This window comes from Pseudomonas sediminis (assembly GCF_002741105.1).
GTDB classification, from domain to species: Bacteria; Pseudomonadota; Gammaproteobacteria; order Pseudomonadales; family Pseudomonadaceae; genus Aquipseudomonas; species Aquipseudomonas sediminis.
Genome location: NZ_NIQU01000006.1, coordinates 222,126 through 237,722, shown reverse-complemented (window position 1 = coordinate 237,722; position 15,597 = coordinate 222,126). Strand labels below are relative to the sequence as shown.

Sequence of the window (15,597 nt, the reverse complement as noted above, 5' to 3'; positions counted from 1 at the left end):
CAGGGCCTCTGCAGCATTGGGTTCGACAGCCAGGGACGCCAGCAGTTGCCTCTTTCTGCGCGGTGGTGCCGAAACACCAACAGACCTTAAAGCGCGCCGGCTTTTTTCCAGGCCAGATAGCTGCTCACCAGTTCCGGGCCGAGTTCGCCTGGGCGGGCATCGAGCACCGGTACGTCGTGGGCGGCCAGGCGCTCGTGCAGGTCGGCGCGGGCGTTGAGGTAGTCCAGCGTGCCGCAGTAGGCCAGGGCCTGATCGAATTGCTCTACGGGCGTCTGGCGCAGGCGATCCAGCGCTTCCTCACGCAGGCTGGTGATCAGCACGCGATGCTGGCGTGACAGGCGACGCACGGCGGCGAGCAGGTCCTGATCGTCTTCATCGCGCAGGTTGGTCACCAGTACCACCAGCGAGCGACGCCGCTGACGCGCCAGCAGCAGATCGGCGGCGGCGCTGAAGTCGGCAGGTTGCTGGCTGGTGTCGAGGTCGTAAACGGCATTGAGCAGCACGTTCAGCTGAGCCGGGCCTTTGACCGGCGCCAGGTAACGCGACTGGTTGCCGGCGAAGGTCGCCAGGCCGACGGCATCGCCCTGGCGCAGGGCGACGTAGCTGAGCAGCAGGCAGGCGTTGAGCGCATGGTCGAAGTGCGACAGTTCGTCGTCCTGGCTGCGCATGCGTCGGCCGCAATCGAGGAGGAAGACGATCTGCTGGTCGCGCTCGTCCTGATACTCGCGAGCGATGGGCGTGCGCTTGCGAGCGGTGGCCTTCCAGTCGATCTGGCGCAAGGTGTCGCCGTCACGAAATTCGCGCAGCTGGTGAAATTCCAGACCCAGGCCGCGACGCGGGCGTTGGCGCACGCCCAACTGACTCAGCCAGTCGTCCACGGCCTTGAGCTGCGCGCCGTAGAGGCGGGCGAAGTCCGGGTAGACGCGACTCTCATCAGCCAGCGGCAGCAGACGCTTGGCTTGCCACAGGCGCAGTGGGCTGGGCAGTTTCAGTTCGCACTGGGCGAAGTGGAAATGCCCGCGGATAAGCGGTTTCAGGCGATAGCTGGCCTGGGTTTGCTGGCCCGGATGCAGGGTGATGCGTTGTGGCAGGAAGTCGAAGGCCATGCCTTCCGGCACATGGTCGAAGACCTCGATTTCCTGGGTTTGGGCAAAGTCATGATGAACGATCAGTTGCACCTCGCTCCAGCGCCCGAGCGGCAGATTACCCGGTAACACGCGCTCCAGGCGCGGAGATGGCTGACGACGCAGCCACAGGGCGTCGACAGCGGCGATCAGCAGCAACGCCAGCAACAGCCCCCAGGCCACTGGCATCAGGCTGTCTGCCAGGCGAATGCCGAGCAGGGGCAAGGCGCCGAGCAATACGGCGGCGGCGAACAGGCCGCCGAGCAGCCCTAGGAGCAGGCGCGAAGGTTTCATAGGCGCGGTGCCGGCACCTGATCGAGCAACTGTTGTAGAACCTGATCCACCGACAGGCCTTCGATATCCAGCTCCGGCGCCAGACGTACGCGATGGCGCAGCACGGCCAGGGCGCAGCTCTTGATGTCATCCGGCAGGACGAAGTCGCCGCCGCGCAGCAGCGCACGCGCACGGGCGCCGCGTACCAGGGCGATCGAGGCGCGCGGCCCGGCGCCCATGGCCAGGCCTGGCCAACTGCGGGTGGCGCGGGCCAGGCGCACGGCGTAATCGAGGACCTGATCATCCAGGGCCAGATCGCTGGCGATCTTTTGCAGCGCCAGCACGTCCTTGGCTTGCAGCAGGTTGCGCAGCGGGCTGACTTCGAGCATGTCTGCCTTGGCCGAGCGCGTCACCTGGCGCACCATGTTCAGCTCTTCGTCCTGCTGCGGATAATCCATGCGCAGTTTGAGCATGAAGCGGTCCAGCTCGGCTTCCGGCAGCGGGTAGGTGCCTTCCTGCTCGATCGGGTTCATGGTCGCCAGCACCATGAACGGCAACTGCACGGGCAGGGCGCGACCTTCCAGGGTTACCTGGCGTTCCTGCATTACTTCCAGCAGGGCGGCCTGGGTCTTGGCCGGTGCGCGGTTGATTTCGTCGGCCAGCAGCAGGTTGGTGAACACCGGGCCCTTGCGCAGCTTGAACTGTTCGCTCTGCATGTCGTACACGGCATGGCCGGTGACATCGCTGGGCATCAGGTCCGGGGTGAACTGGATGCGCGCGAACTCGCCGCCGAAGCAGCGCGCCAGGGCGCGTACCAGCAGGGTCTTGCCCAGCCCCGGTACACCTTCGACCAGCACATGGCCACCGGCGATCAGCGCGGTGAGCACATCGTCGATCACCGCGCTCTGGCCGATCACGGCCTTGCGCAGCTCGGCGCGCAGAGCCTGGGCCAACTGGCTGGCTCGCTGGCGCTGCTGCGCTTGCGGGTTGCTTGGCGCGGCGGTCGGGGTTTCCTGCACCGGCAGGTTGTCGTTCTCGGGGATCTCGCTCATAGGGCATTCCTGAGGGTTTGCAGGTGGGCGACCTGGCGGGTGAAGTCACTGGCGGACAGGCGCTGCGGCGGCAATGGGCGCATGGCCTGGCTGATGTTCTTGGCGGGCAGGCGGGTCAGGCGACCGAGCACTTGCCATTGTTCGGCGACGGCGAGTTTCTCGAAACCGGGGTGGCGGCGGCGCGCGCGGCGATTGATGTCCTGCTGCAGGCCTTTGAGCAGGCTGTGCTGACCACTGCGACGGAGGAGGAAGTCGGCACTGCCGCGCAGGTGTTCTTCGAGCTGGCGACGGGCTCTGCTGGCCGGTGCCTGCAGTGGGCCATGGCGCACGCCGACGTGCCACAGGGTGGCGATGATCAACAGCGCCAGCACCAGCAGGGCCAGCGGGAAATGGCGCAGCAGCAGGCGGGCCAGGCCGTCACTGTCGGCGTGATAGAGCAGGGTCACGGCGCTGTCCTGGCTCAGGTACCAGAGCAGCCAGGCGTGGTCGTATTCGTTGATGTTGCGGTTCTGCCAGATCCACGGATCGCTCAGTACGGTGATCAGGCCATCGCCGTGGTAAAGCTGCAGCAAGTGCGTGGCAGAGTCGCTGTTGGCCCAGGCGTGCGCCCGGTTCTGCGCATCGTACAGATGAAAGTCGGTGTCGAAGGCGATGTAGGCCGGGGCCTGTTCGTTCTCCAGGTAGAGCTTGGTGAGCTGCGGGTAGGCCTCGTGCTCTTCGTTGTCCGGCTCGGGCTCACTGGCATCTTCGTCATCCAGGTCGTCACTCATGTATTGCTGGATGCCGAGCAGATCGAGCAGCAGGTCGCCGCTCTTGCCTTCCTCTTCGTCCCACAGGCGTTCGGCGATGAACAGCAGGTGACCGCCATTGGCCGTCCATTGCAGCACGCGCTCGACCTGGCGTGGCGTCATGTTGCCGCGGTCGGCCAGTAGCATCAGGGTCTGACCTTCGCTGGGCAGGCCGTCCAGCACGTCCAGGCCTTCGGCGCGGCGAGCGGCGATGCCCTGTTTGCGCAGGAAGTGCTCGGCCGCCAGGTAAGGGCTGCTGGCAACCTCGGGAGAAGGGCCGTGTTCGACCACGTCCTCATAAGGTTCGAGCTTGCCCAGCACATAACTGGCGAGCAGTCCCAGGCCCAGCAGCAGGGCCATGGCGAGGATGAAACCGGCGCGCCGACTCATGCTGCACGCTCCTGACCGAAGAGGCTACGCCAGCCCTGGCACAGGCCCTGGCGCAATGACTCGTCAGGCAGGCGATGACCATAGGCCAGGACCTGCCAATGCAGGGTGAGCTGGCGACTGTAGTCTTCCAGATTCTGCTGTCCAAGACCTGCGACCAGATGCAGCACTTCGCCTTCGGTGTGCGACTGTTTCAGGGGCAGGCGGTGCTCGTGCAAAAGCCGGCTGAGCAAGGCGCGGTAGAGCAAACCGAGTGCTGCGCGCGGCTGTTCGGCCCAGAGCCGTTCGGCTTCGCTGGCGACGTCATCGGGCAGTGTCTCCGGCGCCAGTTCCAGACCGAACAGCTGTTGCGGCGCGACCTGCCGGCGTCGTGTCGGCAGGCCGATATGTTCGCCAAAGGCCTGCAGCCACTCGCGGTAGCGCCACAGAACGAAGGTCAGCAGCGCGGCCAGCGCCGTCCACAGCAGCACTTCGAAGATCTGTGCGACGATATCCAGGCTCTTCCACCATTCGCCGAGCTTGAGCAGGTTCTTGAGCATGTCGAGGAAGGCTTCGACGTCCTCCGGTTTGGGCTCCTCAGCGGGCTTTTCTTCGCCCAGGCGCCAGCGCGTGACGGTTTCGCGGTGCTGGAAGGGCGGCTCGTCGAGCAGCGCTTCGATGCTTTCACGCGCGGCCTGGCTGCTCAGCGGCTGCTGGAGCAGGCGCGGTGCGTCGGGGCCTTGTGGATCGGCCTGCTCAACTTCTTCACTGACGATTGGTTGCGTGTCGGCCCAGGCGTTGCTTGGCAACTGCGTCAGCAGCGCGGCGCAACCGAGCAACAGGGCGTAGGCGCTGCCGGTCATACGTTGGCGCAGGCGGCGGAAGGTCAGCTCGATATCCCAGGCTTCCAGGGCGGTGCGGCGGTTGAGGTAGAGGGTGAAACCGCAGGCGACGTAGACCGGCTCCCAGATGATCAGCAGTAGCACGTAAAGCAGGTTGGACAGGTGCTCCAGCCACAGCCATTGGCCACTGCTGGCGGCGATCATGCTTTCCCAGGTCCAGTTCAGCTCCACCTGTTGTGGCAGCATCAGATAGAACAGGGCGACCAGGCCCATCCATAGGGCGACTTCCAGGTGCATGCCCACCAGCGTCAGCCAGGTAGCGGCGGCACTGTCTCGCTGGCCGAGCACTACCAAGCGCTGGCTGCGTGCCTGGCCGGCCAGGCCTTCGAGTTGCAGCACGGGTAGATCGAAGCTGCGTGTCGGGCTCAGGCGACGCCAGGTCAGGCTGGCCAGCAATTGCGGGCGCAGCAGTTTTGGCAGGGCGCGCAGGGCCTGTTTCAGCGAGGGTGTGTTGCCGAACAGGGCTTGCGAAAGGATGTACAGCGGCAGCCGTTCATAGGCGGGTTTGAGCCACCAGAACAGGAAGATGGCCCAGCCTGGATACTGCCAGAGCAAGGCGCAGAGCAGGGCGAAAAGGGGCAGTGTGACCAGTGCCCAACTGGCCATCAGCAAACCAGCATGACGGCGGGCAAGCAGCACGCCGAGGTCAATGGCTTCCCAGGCGCTGCGCGGGCGGATGGCGACGCTGGCTTCAGTCAGGCGCATGCTGCCTCCGCCCGGCCAGCAACAGATAACTAAGCACCAGCGCCCAGAGCCCCGCGCCGACGGCGTACTTGATATTCGGGCTGGCGAAGGTGGTGGATGACCAGAACGCCTCGATGAAGGCGGCCAGCAGCAGGAACAGGATCACCCCGGCCACCAGCTGTATTGCCTTGCCAGCGGCCAGGCGCAAGGCCTCGCCACGGGGCAGGCGGCCGGGGGCGAGCAGCGCCCAGCCTAGCTTGAAACCGGCCGCGCCTGCCAGGGCGATAGCGGTCAGCTCGAAGGCACCATGGCCGATGACGAAGGACCAGAACGGCTCGCCGTAGCCGATGCGCGTCAGATGGCCGGCCACTGCGCCTATCATCAGGCCGTTGAACAGCAGGAAGAACAGGCTGCCGAGGCCCAGCAGCAGACCGCTGGCGAAGGTCTGAAAGGCGATGCCGATGTTGTTCATGATGTAGAAGCCGAACATCACCCAGTCGTCGCCCGAACCGCGTTCGCTGAAGCGGCCGAGGCGTCGCGCGTCTGGGTCGTACATGCCTTCCATTTCGCTGACCTGATCGGGACTGACCAGGCTGAAAATAAGCTCGGGATAGAGATAGGTCAGCAGCCCCATCAATGCCAGGCTGCCGAAGAACAGCAGGCTGGCCACGCACACGCTGCGCCACTCGCTGCGTACCAGGCGCGGGAAGCCGCCGAACAGAAAGCGGATCATCTGCGCGCCAAGGTGGCTGCGATGACGGTAGAACTGCTGGTGGCCGCGCATCGCCAGTTGCTGCAACTGATCGATCAGATGGCTGCTGTAGCCGCGCGCCTGAGCCAGCGCCAGATGTTGGCAAAGCTGCCGGTAGCTGGCGGCGAAGCCATGGTAGGCCTGCGTTTTGGACTTGCCGCGTTCAAGCGCCTCGAGTTGGCTGTTGAAGGCATCCCAATCCGGCTGATGGCGACTTTCGAACAGGCTCTGTTTCACGGTGCACTTCCCAGAAGGCCGCGCGCGATGCCGTTGAGGCGCGGTTCGGCCTGTTCGGCAGGCACTTGCAGTGGCTCGGCCAGCAGCGCCGCCAGTTCGGCGCGGCGCGCTGCGGAGAGTTGCCCGCCACGTTCGGCAAAACCGAGGACGGCGCGCTGCTCGTCAAGGTTGAGCGTGAAGGGCGCTGGCAGCGGCTCTGCGTCGGCGAGTAGCGGTTTGCTCAGTGGCGCATCGCGATAGACCACCAGCGTGCCGGCAGCGATATCGCCAAGGCGCTTGAAGGCCGGGTGGTTAAGGCAACTGATGATGCCCAGGGTGTAGCCAAACGGCAAAATATCGACGAAGCGCAGCAGGTTGCGCGTCAGCGATGCGGCCCAGCCGATGGGCGTACCGTCATCGTGCACCACGCGTAGGCCAAGCATCTGCTTGCCGGGAGAGCGGCCCTGGTTGAGCACCTCGAACAGCACCATGTACCACCAGGTCACGAGAAACAGCAGGATGGTGCCCAGGCCCATGCCGAACTGACCAAGCAGGCCGAGCACAATGAACGTCGCGCTCAGGATCAGGCCGCGAATGGCCAGGTCGATGGCGAACGCCAGGGCGCGCGGGACCAGCCCGGCTGGTCGCAGATGCAGATCGATACCTTCCGGCGTTTCGACCTGATAGCGAGTATCCAGGGGCGGCAGTGGGGATGAAAAGCTGGCGCTTGAGCGTGAGGGCATCGGCGGACTGCATCAAGGAAAGCCCGATGCTAGCGAGCAGCGGGCCACGAACGCAACCGGGCCAGTGAACTGGCCCGAGTCACGTCGGCTTTACTGGGCGGCCGGCAGCACGCCGAAGATGGTGCGATACAGCACGCCCATGGCCACTACCATCAGCGGGATGCTCCATACCAGGCCGATACCCAGCGGGATGGCGCTGACCATGACGATCAGGCCGAGCACGATGAACAGACCGAAGACCTTGAACCAGTGCTGGGTGATGGCTTTGCGCGAGGCTTCCAGAGCCTGCCAGGGCGACAGGCCGCGCTCGACTACCAGCGGTACAGCCAGCAGGTAGGCGACGCCCAGATAGATGCCGGGGATCAGCAGCAGGATCATGCCGAGGTAGATCAGCAGCATCATCACCACGGCGGTGATGATCAGCGGCACGGTGCGGCCGAAGTGGCTGAAGATTTCGTTGAAGTTCAGCGGCTGGTCGGCGGCGCGGCGAATGCCGACCATGTTGATGCCGGCCATGAAGGGGTACGCCAGCGCCGATGCCAGCAGCGAAATCAGGATCTCGCCGATGAACATCAGGGCGATGTTATCGCTCAGCGCGCCGAAGATGCCCACTACGCCGCCGAGGATGAAAGTGGCTGCCAGCAGCACCACGTAGAACACCAGGAAGCCACCGATGATGATGCCTTTGGTGCCTTTGACCTTGCTCCACGACTCGCTCAGCAGGTCGCCGATGTTGAAGTCATAGCCGCGTGCCAGAGCTTCTTCGATGCTCGGTACCTGGTTGGACGGCAATTGTTGCAGGTTGCTGGTGGGGGCGGCATAGGGATTGGGGGTGATTGCGTCACTCATGGCTGCGTCCTTGTACAGAGTGGTAGAGAAATGCCAATGCTAATGGTTACAGCATTTTTCTCAAGTGCAGCGCATCCGCTCATACGGCACCTGTGCGCTGGTTCATGCTTTTGCCGGCGGCGGCGAGGCCGGAGGTGGATGATAGACTGGCGGTAATTTTGCCTTGGGTACGGAGCCGCCAATGACTTCCAGCATCTTCTGGTACGACTACGAGACCACCGGTATCAATCCGCGGTGTGACCGCCCGCTGCAGGTGGCGGGCATCCGTACCGATGAGGCGCTGAACGAGATTGGCGAGCCACTGAACATCTACTGCCGCCCCAGTGACGATATCTTGCCGCACCCGGCTGCCTGCCTGGTGACCGGTATCGATCCGCAGCGCCTGCAGCAGTTGGGGCTCGACGAAGGCGAGTTCATGACCCGCGTGCATGCCGCGCTCTCGGCACCGGGCACCTGTGGCGCCGGATACAACAGCTTGCGTTTCGATGACGAGGTGACGCGCTACAGCCTCTATCGCAACTTCTTCGACCCCTATGCGCGCGAGTGGCAGGGCGGCAACAGCCGCTGGGACCTGATCGATCTGGTACGCACGGCCTATGCGCTGCGTCCCGAAGGCATCGAGTGGCCTGAGGAGGAGGGGCGGGTCTCGCTCAAGCTGGAGCGGCTGACCCAGGCCAATGGCATCGATCATGGCCAGGCGCATGACGCGCTGTCCGACGTGCGCGCCACCATTGGCCTGGCACGGCTGCTGCGTGAGCGCCAGCCAAAGCTTTACGACTTTCTCTACCAACTGCGCAGCAAGCAGCGAGTGCTGGATCAGATTCGACTGCTGCAGCCGCAGTTGCACATTTCCGGACGCTTCTCTGCGGCACGTCATTATCTGGCGCCCGTATTGCCCTTGGCTTGGCATCCGCGCAACCGCAATGCGCTGATCGTCTGTGATCTGCAGGCCGATCCGTCACCCTTGCTGAGTCTGGATGCCGACACGCTGCGTAGTCGTCTCTACACGCGCCGTGAGGATCTCGCCGAGGGCGAGTTGCCGGTGCCGCTGAAGCTGCTGCACATCAATCGCTGTCCGGTCGTGGCGCCGCTTTCGGTGCTGCGCGAGGCGGATCGACAGCGTTTGCAGCTGGACTGGCCGAGTTGTGAGCGCAATGTCGAAGTGTTGAAAAATGAACAGCCGCTTTGGCAGGACAAGTTAGCGGTCATTTACCGTGAAGAGGCTTTCGCGGGCAGTAACGACCCCGAGCAACAGCTGTACGATGGGTTTATCGGTGACCGTGACCGTCGTTTGTGTGAGCAGGTGCGTAACGCTCAACCCGATGCATTGGCCAACGACAAAAAGTGGCCATTCGATGATGCCCGGCTGCCAGAGTTGTTGTTTCGTTATCGCGCGCGCAATTTTCCCGCCAGTCTGTCAGCAGCTGAATCTCAGCGCTGGGCAGAGTTCTGCCGGCAGCGTCTGAACGATCCGGAGTTCGGTGCCCCCAATACACTGACGCAATTTCACGCAGCGTTGGAGCAGTTGCGCGCTGACTGCAGCCCAAGCCAATTGCAACTTTTGCAGCAGTGGCAGACGTATGCACAGGCGCTGCAGGCGCGTTTTGCTATCAATCCCGCTGGCGTTTAAAGCGGACAGCAGGCTGCCGGGGCAATGCGCGGGGCGATGACCGTTTCTGTGCGTTGTAAGAAAAATCGGGATACGGGAACTTTTCGTTCGTTCAGCATTACTGCTGATGCAAGCAATTACCCGGGGCGGCTACTTCTGAAAAAACATCGGCAATAAAAAACGCCAGCATGGCTGGCGTTTTGGGTGTCGCTCGGGAGTTAGCCCAGCAGAGTGGCCCAGCCTTCGACGACGTCGGCGCCCCACTTGGCTTTCCACTCTTTCAGCGTCTTGTGGTTGCCGCCTTTGGTTTCGATCACTTCGCCGCTGTGCGGGTTCTTGTACTGCTTGACCTTGCGCGCGCGCTTGGCAGCAGCAGGCTTGCTGGCGCGTACGCCTTTAGCGCTTTTGGCTTCAGGATCGAGCAGGGCGATGACGTCGCGCAGCGACTTCTGATATTCGCCCATCAGGGTGCGCAGCTTGCCTTCGAATTCCAGCTCTTTCTTCAGCTTGTCGTCTTGCGACATGTTCTTCAGACGCTCTTGGAGCTCTTTGATGCTTTCTTCGATGTTGCGGTATTCGTTGATCAGCGACATGGGCATTACCTTGGCGTGAATAAATCTGTGGTAGTCAACAGTGATCCAATAATAGTCACGCACTTATAACAAGTAAACAGCAGGCCACAAAATTACCGAAATGCAATGCAACCCTATGTGTCGCTCCGGCTTAAGTTAAATCGGCGACTGCAACTAGGTCATGAAGTTTTCCGTGCGCTCAAATAGTGCGTTTTCTAGGTGCTCATTCGCGGGCTGTTGCAGGTGCGTGGCTGCTGCAGTTTTTTCGCCATATCGTTAGAATGGCCGACTTTTGCGCCGCCATTGGGGTTTTAGTTATGCGCACGTTCAGATTAGTCATCTCCTGCCCTGACCGCGTCGGTATCGTTGCCAAAGTCAGTAATTTCCTTGCCACCTATAACGGCTGGATTACCGAAGCCAGTCACCACTCCGATACACAGAGTGGCTGGTTCTTCATGCGCCACGAAATCCGTGCCGACTCGCTGCCGTTCGATCTGGATGGTTTCAAGCAGGCGTTCTCGCCGATTGCCCGTGAGTTCTCCATGGAGTGGCGCGTCACCGATTCGGCGCAGAAAAAGCGCGTGGTGCTGATGGCCAGTCGCGAGTCGCACTGCCTGGCCGATCTGCTGCATCGTTGGCACAGCAATGAACTCGACTGCGAGATTCCCTGTGTGATCGCCAACCATGACGATCTGCGCAGCATGGTCGAGTGGCACGGCATTCCGTACTTCCATGTTCCGGTGGACCCCAAGGACAAGGCACCGGCCTTCGCCGAGGTGGAGCGGCTGGTCAAAGAGCATCAGGCCGATGTCATCGTCCTGGCGCGTTACATGCAGATCTTGCCGCCGGCGCTGTGTGCCGAGTTCTCTCAGCGTGTGATCAATATCCACCACAGCTTCCTGCCCTCGTTCGTCGGCGCCAAGCCCTATCACCAGGCCTCGCTGCGTGGCGTGAAGCTGATCGGTGCAACATCTCATTACGTTACCGAAGAACTGGATGCCGGCCCGATCATCGAACAGGATGTAGTCCGCGTTACCCACCGCGACGACATCGAGGAAATGGTGCGTTTGGGCAAGGACGTGGAAAAGATGGTGCTGGCGCGTGGGCTACGCTATCACTTGGAAGACCGAGTGCTGGTGCACGACAACAAGACGGTGGTGTTCGACTGATCTTGCTGCGTGGGCCGGCCCGATGCACGTCAGAGGAGAACGCCCATGCTCAAGTCCATCAAGGTGCGCGACTACATGACTCGCCATCTGGTGACCTTCAGGTCGGATACCGATCTGTTCACCGCCATCAATCGATTGCTGGAACACCGTATTTCCGGGGCTCCGGTGGTCGATTCCCAGGGCCACCTGATTGGCTTGCTGTCGGAGGGTGACTGTTTGCGTGGCATTCTCTCCGGTGCCTACTACGAAGCGGTTGGCGGTACCGTTAGCACCTACATGACCACCGAAGTCGAGACGGTGAGCCCGGAGGCGGACATCATCGAGCTGTCAGAACGCTTTCTGCGGGGGCGGCGTCGGCGCATGCCGGTGATTGAGAGCGGTCGTCTGATCGGTCAGATCAGTCGTCATGACGTGCTTCGTGCCGTCAAGGAATTCGCCCAGCATGAGCAGGGTGAATTGAGCGTCGGTTGAGGAGAGGTGCAATGAGCGATCCGCTGGATAAGGCGACCTCCAAGGCGCCTCCGACACTCGGGGAAGGCTGCGTGCGGCGTTACGACCCCGATGCATTGAGCGAAGAGGATGGTACCGAGTTCGCCGATGCGGCCGAGCTGTGGCGCCAGTTGCAGGAGCAGACCCAGGACAAGCCTGAGCACGAGCGATAAACAGGAAGGGCGCCGCGGCGCCTTTCTTATTGTCGACAGTTTCAGATGCGGAAGCTGTCGACCAGGTGCTTGAGGCGCACGGCTTGTTGCTCAAGGTCGCCGCAGGCACGCAGGGTGGCCTGCAGGTTCTCCACACCTTCCTGGTTGAGGGTGTTGATCTCGATGATGTCCATGTTCAGTGATTCGATCACCGAGGTCTGTTCCTCGGTGGCAGTGGCCACCGACTGGTTCATCCCATCGATCTCGCCGATGCGGGCTGTCACCGTGCCCAATCGTTCGCCGGCCTGATTGGCGATGTCCACGCTTTCTTCGCTGTAGCGTTGGCTTTCGGTCATGGTGGTGACTGACTCGCGCGATCCTACCTGCAGTTCTTCGATCATTTTCTCGATTTCCTGCGCCGACTCCTGAGTACGGTGCGCCAGGTTGCGCACCTCGTCGGCCACCACGGCGAAGCCGCGTCCCGCTTCGCCGGCACGAGCCGCCTCGATGGCGGCGTTGAGCGCGAGCAGGTTGGTCTGCTGGGAAATGCTCTTGATCACTTCGAGAATCTGGCCGATGTCCACGGTCTTGCTGTTGAGCATTTCGATCTTGGCGCAGGCGTCGCTGATCTTGTTCGATAGCTCGCTCATCGAACGGATCGCCTGCTGCACCACCTTGCCGCCGTCTTCTGCCTGATGACGGGCATCCGATGCCTGATTCGAGGCATCGGCGGCGTTGCGCGCGATTTCCTGTGCAGCCGCGCCGAGCTGGTTGATCGCCGCAGCCACGCTGTTGGTGCGGCTGGCCTGTTCGTCGGAGTTGGCCATCGACGAGTTGGAGGCATTGACCACCAGCTTGGCCACTTCATTGACCTGTACGGTTGCCGATGACACTTCACGGATGGAGCTGTGGATGCGCTCGACGAAGCGATTGAAGGAGCTGGCGAGGGCGCCGAATTCGTCGTTGGAGTGAATCGCCAGGCGCTTGGTCAGGTCACCTTCACCCTGAGCAATATCCTCCATGGCTTTGCCCATGGTGTTCAGCGGCTGCATCAACACGCGGATCAGCAGGCCGAGCAGGACAATGATCAGCACCACGGCAATCACCGTGACGATGATGGCCGAGGCGCGGAATTCACTGAGCATGGAATAGGCCTTGGCCTTGTCGACCGACAAACCGATATGCCAGTTGACCGAAGGCAGGCCCTTGACCGGCGTGAAGGTCAGGATGCGGGTGTTGCCATCGAGCTGAGCCTCGCTGAACTCGTTGCTGATGCGTGGTGTGTTCTGCGGGTAGATGTCCTTGAGATTCTTCATCACCAGGCTCTTGTCCGGGTGGACCAGAACCTTGCCATCGGCGCTGACCAGAAATGCATAACCGATCCCGTCGAAGTCCAGCGCGTTGATGATGTTGACCAGGGTTTGCAGGCTCAGGTCACCGCCTACGACACCAGCCGGCCTGGCCGGGGTCGCGATGGTGATGATCAGCTCGCCGGTAGCGGCATCGACGTAAGGCTCGGTAAGGGTGGTGCCGCCGGCGGCCAGGGCGTCCTTGTACCAGGGGCGGGTGCGTGGGTCGTAGTCGGCGGGCATCTGCTCGTCCGGGCGCATGGTGAAACCACCGCTTTCGGTGCCCAGATAGGTAAAGGCGAAGGAAGAGGTTAGCGCCTTCTGCTCCAGCAGTTTGATCACGCGATCCGGCTCGCTATCGTTGCTGATCGACTGCGCAGCGCTTTCCACCAGCAGGATGCGTCCGGACAGCCAGTTCTGGATATTGCTGGCAGTCACATTGCCCATTTCACGCAGATAGCTTTCCAGGTCCTCGCGGATGGCGTTGCGTTGCAGGTAATCGTTGTAAAGGGTGAACAGCGAGAAGGCGGCGATCACCACCAGTGAGGCTGCGAGCAGAATCTTGTGGCTGAACTGCAGGTTTTTGCTCATGTTGTCTTGCGTCCGGATGGCTCTGGAACCAGTCTTGTATTCCACGGCGCGCTTGCAAGGGCGCTTCGTGGGCTGTTGTGGCAGAGGGAATGGGTGTTTGTTCTGCCTTTTTGTCGGTATATCTGCAGTAAAGCTTTAACCCGAGGGATGGCAAGATGCCTTTGAATTCACAGTTCGTATTGGGTGCTGGCAGTGATGGTCAGGCGGTTGGTCAGCCTTTGCGCCTGGCCAACCGTCACGGCCTTATTGCGGGTACTACCGGCACCGGCAAGACGGTAACCCTGCAACGGTTGATCGAGACGTTCAGCGACGCCGGGGTGGCGGTGTTCGCCGCTGACGTCAAAGGGGATCTGTGTGGTCTGGGCGCTGCCGGTGCGCCGCAAGGCAAGGTCGCCGAGCGTATCGCCAGCATGCCCTGGCTAAATCATCAACCACAGGCCTACCCGGTGACGCTGTGGGATGTGCATGGCCAGAGTGGCCACCCACTGCGTACCACCCTCAGCGAGATGGGGCCGCTGCTGCTTGGCGCCTTGCTCGAGCTGACCGACAGCCAGCAGGCGGCGCTCTACGCGGCGTTCAAGGTGGCTGACCGCGAAGGTCTACTGCTGCTCGACCTGAAAGACCTTAAGGCGCTGCTCGGCTACCTGAAGGACAGTCCGCAGGTGTTGGGCGAGGACAGCGCGCTGTTCACCAGCACCTCGGCACAAGCGTTGTTGCGTCGCCTGGCAGGGCTGGAGCAGCAGGGCGCCGAAGCCTTGTTCGGTGAGCCTGCATTGCAGCTCGAGGATCTGTTGCACCCTGACCGCGATGGCCGCGGTCGTGTGCACCTGCTCGATGCCTCCCGCCTGGTTCATGAGGCGCCCAAGGTTTATGCGACCTTCCTGTTGTGGCTGTTGGCGGAACTGTTCGAGCAACTGCCGGAGCGTGGCGACGCCGATAAACCGGTACTGGCGTTGTTCTTCGACGAGGCGCACCTGCTCTTTCAGGGTACTCCAAAGGCCCTGCAAGAGCGTCTGGAGCAAGTGGTGCGGCTGATTCGCTCCAAGGGCGTCGGGGTGTATTTCGTCACTCAGTCACCGAGCGATCTGCCGGACGATGTCCTGGCCCAGCTGGGGTTGCGCATCCAGCACGGCCTACGCGCCTTCACCGCCAAGGAGCAGAAATCCCTGCGGGCAGTGGCTGACGGTTTTCGCCCGAACCCGGCGTTCAGCACGCTCAGCGTGCTCACCGAGTTGGGGATTGGCGAGGCGTTGGTCGGTACGCTGGAGGAGAAGGGCACGCCGGCCATGGTTCAGCGAGTGGCTATCGCTCCGCCGCAATCGCGCATCGGCCCGCTGAATGAATCCGAGCGTGCGGCGTTGGTGCGTCAGTCACCCTTGGCTGGGCGTTACGACAAACCCATCGACCGCGAGTCGGCCTATGAGCTGCTCACTGCTCGTGCTGCGCAGGCATCCGCTGAGGTATCCGTGCAATCGACTACCAAGGGCAAGCCCGCAGCGCAGGAGCAAGGGCTTGGACAGATGGCCGGCGAGTTGCTTGGCGGTGCGATGAAGAGCGCCCTGCGGCAAGCGGCCAATCAACTCGGTCGGCAACTGGTGCGGGGGCTGATGGGGTCGCTTATGGGTGGCAAGAAGCGCTGAAGTCATTTGCAGCCGCGTTTCGCGCGGCTGCAATGCGCCCTCGGGGCATCAGTCGTATTCGCTGGCGGCTTCTTTCTTTTCCAGGCGTTCTTTCTCGATTTTCTCGATTTCTTTATCGAAGGCCTGGTCGAGCAGGCTGGGTTTCTTGCGCCAGGGTTTGCGATCGGGGTCCGGTTGAGCGGCGTAGGTAATGACCTCTCCGCCGTATACATCCTTGTAACGCTGCGCCTGGCGCTCGAGTTCGGCGCGCAGTTCGTCTTTCGTCACTGTTTTTACCT

15 protein-coding genes are annotated in these 15,597 nt (G+C 62.2%); 5 read left to right on the top strand and 10 right to left on the bottom strand.

Annotated elements, in window-relative coordinates; genetic code table 11:
* Positions 1 to 86: 86 nt before the first annotated feature.
* The 7 genes from CDO35_RS16240 to CDO35_RS16210 form a co-directional block, all read right to left on the bottom strand.
* Positions 87 to 1,418, bottom strand: coding sequence for a DUF58 domain-containing protein (locus CDO35_RS16240; protein WP_099525726.1), 1,332 nt, complete (start codon positions 1,416 to 1,418; stop codon positions 87 to 89).
* Complete coding sequence (locus CDO35_RS16235; RefSeq protein WP_099525725.1) at positions 1,415 to 2,449, bottom strand: AAA family ATPase; 1,035 nt, start codon at positions 2,447 to 2,449, stop codon at positions 1,415 to 1,417. Before CDO35_RS16235 ends, CDO35_RS16240 begins: the two co-directional genes overlap by 4 nt.
* Positions 2,446 to 3,627 carry a DUF4350 domain-containing protein gene (locus tag CDO35_RS16230; protein ID WP_099525724.1) on the bottom strand — a complete coding sequence of 394 codons (1,182 nt, stop codon included), beginning with the start codon at positions 3,625 to 3,627 and terminating at the stop codon, positions 2,446 to 2,448. Before CDO35_RS16230 ends, CDO35_RS16235 begins: the two co-directional genes overlap by 4 nt.
* Positions 3,624 to 5,210 carry a DUF4129 domain-containing protein gene (locus CDO35_RS16225; RefSeq protein WP_099525723.1) on the bottom strand — a complete coding sequence of 529 codons (1,587 nt, stop codon included), beginning with the start codon at positions 5,208 to 5,210 and terminating at the stop codon, positions 3,624 to 3,626. The genes CDO35_RS16230 and CDO35_RS16225 overlap by 4 nt, the downstream gene beginning before the upstream one ends.
* Complete coding sequence (locus CDO35_RS16220; protein ID WP_099525722.1) at positions 5,197 to 6,177, bottom strand: stage II sporulation protein M; 981 nt, start codon at positions 6,175 to 6,177, stop codon at positions 5,197 to 5,199. Before CDO35_RS16220 ends, CDO35_RS16225 begins: the two co-directional genes overlap by 14 nt.
* Positions 6,174 to 6,899 carry an RDD family protein gene (locus CDO35_RS16215; protein ID WP_099525721.1) on the bottom strand — a complete coding sequence of 242 codons (726 nt, stop codon included), beginning with the start codon at positions 6,897 to 6,899 and terminating at the stop codon, positions 6,174 to 6,176. The genes CDO35_RS16220 and CDO35_RS16215 overlap by 4 nt, the downstream gene beginning before the upstream one ends.
* Positions 6,900 to 6,989: 90 nt before the next feature.
* Positions 6,990 to 7,748 carry a hypothetical protein gene (locus CDO35_RS16210; RefSeq protein ID WP_099525720.1) on the bottom strand — a complete coding sequence of 253 codons (759 nt, stop codon included), beginning with the start codon at positions 7,746 to 7,748 and terminating at the stop codon, positions 6,990 to 6,992.
* Between the two features lie 181 nt (positions 7,749 to 7,929).
* On the opposite strand from CDO35_RS16210, the gene sbcB reads away from it, so the two are divergent.
* A complete protein-coding gene (sbcB, locus tag CDO35_RS16205) occupies positions 7,930 to 9,378 on the top strand; it encodes an exodeoxyribonuclease I (protein WP_099525719.1) in 1,449 nt (482 codons plus the stop codon).
* Positions 9,379 to 9,575: 197 nt separating this feature from the next.
* On the opposite strand, the gene mvaT is transcribed toward sbcB, so the two are convergent.
* Entirely contained in the window at positions 9,576 to 9,950 is a 375-nt protein-coding gene (mvaT, locus tag CDO35_RS16200) for a histone-like nucleoid-structuring protein MvaT (RefSeq protein WP_099525718.1), read from the bottom strand.
* Positions 9,951 to 10,246: 296 nt separating this feature from the next.
* On the opposite strand from mvaT, the gene purU reads away from it, so the two are divergent.
* From purU to CDO35_RS16185, 3 genes are read left to right on the top strand one after another with little or no spacing between them, the layout of a single operon-like run.
* Positions 10,247 to 11,098 (top strand): formyltetrahydrofolate deformylase, encoded by an 852-nt coding sequence (gene purU, locus CDO35_RS16195; protein WP_099525717.1) that lies wholly within the window; start codon positions 10,247 to 10,249, stop codon positions 11,096 to 11,098.
* A gap of 45 nt (positions 11,099 to 11,143) precedes the next feature.
* Positions 11,144 to 11,569, top strand: a complete 426-nt coding sequence (locus CDO35_RS16190; RefSeq protein WP_099525716.1) for a CBS domain-containing protein — start codon at positions 11,144 to 11,146, stop codon at positions 11,567 to 11,569.
* Positions 11,570 to 11,580: 11 nt separating this feature from the next.
* A complete protein-coding gene (locus CDO35_RS16185; RefSeq protein WP_099525715.1) occupies positions 11,581 to 11,760 on the top strand; it encodes a hypothetical protein in 180 nt (59 codons plus the stop codon).
* Positions 11,761 to 11,801: 41 nt separating this feature from the next.
* Here the strand turns inward: CDO35_RS16185 and CDO35_RS16180 are convergent, their stop codons facing one another.
* Positions 11,802 to 13,679, bottom strand: coding sequence for a methyl-accepting chemotaxis protein (locus tag CDO35_RS16180; RefSeq protein WP_099525714.1), 1,878 nt, complete (start codon positions 13,677 to 13,679; stop codon positions 11,802 to 11,804).
* 155 nt (positions 13,680 to 13,834) lie between these two features.
* On the opposite strand from CDO35_RS16180, the gene CDO35_RS16175 reads away from it, so the two are divergent.
* Entirely contained in the window at positions 13,835 to 15,319 is a 1,485-nt protein-coding gene (locus CDO35_RS16175) for a helicase HerA-like domain-containing protein (protein ID WP_099525713.1), read from the top strand.
* A gap of 48 nt (positions 15,320 to 15,367) precedes the next feature.
* Here the strand turns inward: CDO35_RS16175 and CDO35_RS16170 are convergent, their stop codons facing one another.
* The gene (locus CDO35_RS16170; RefSeq protein ID WP_099525712.1) at positions 15,368 to 15,586 is read right to left on the bottom strand and encodes a hypothetical protein; all 219 of its coding nucleotides are present in this window, start codon (positions 15,584 to 15,586) and stop codon (positions 15,368 to 15,370) included.
* Between the last annotated feature and the right edge of the window lie 11 nt (positions 15,587 to 15,597).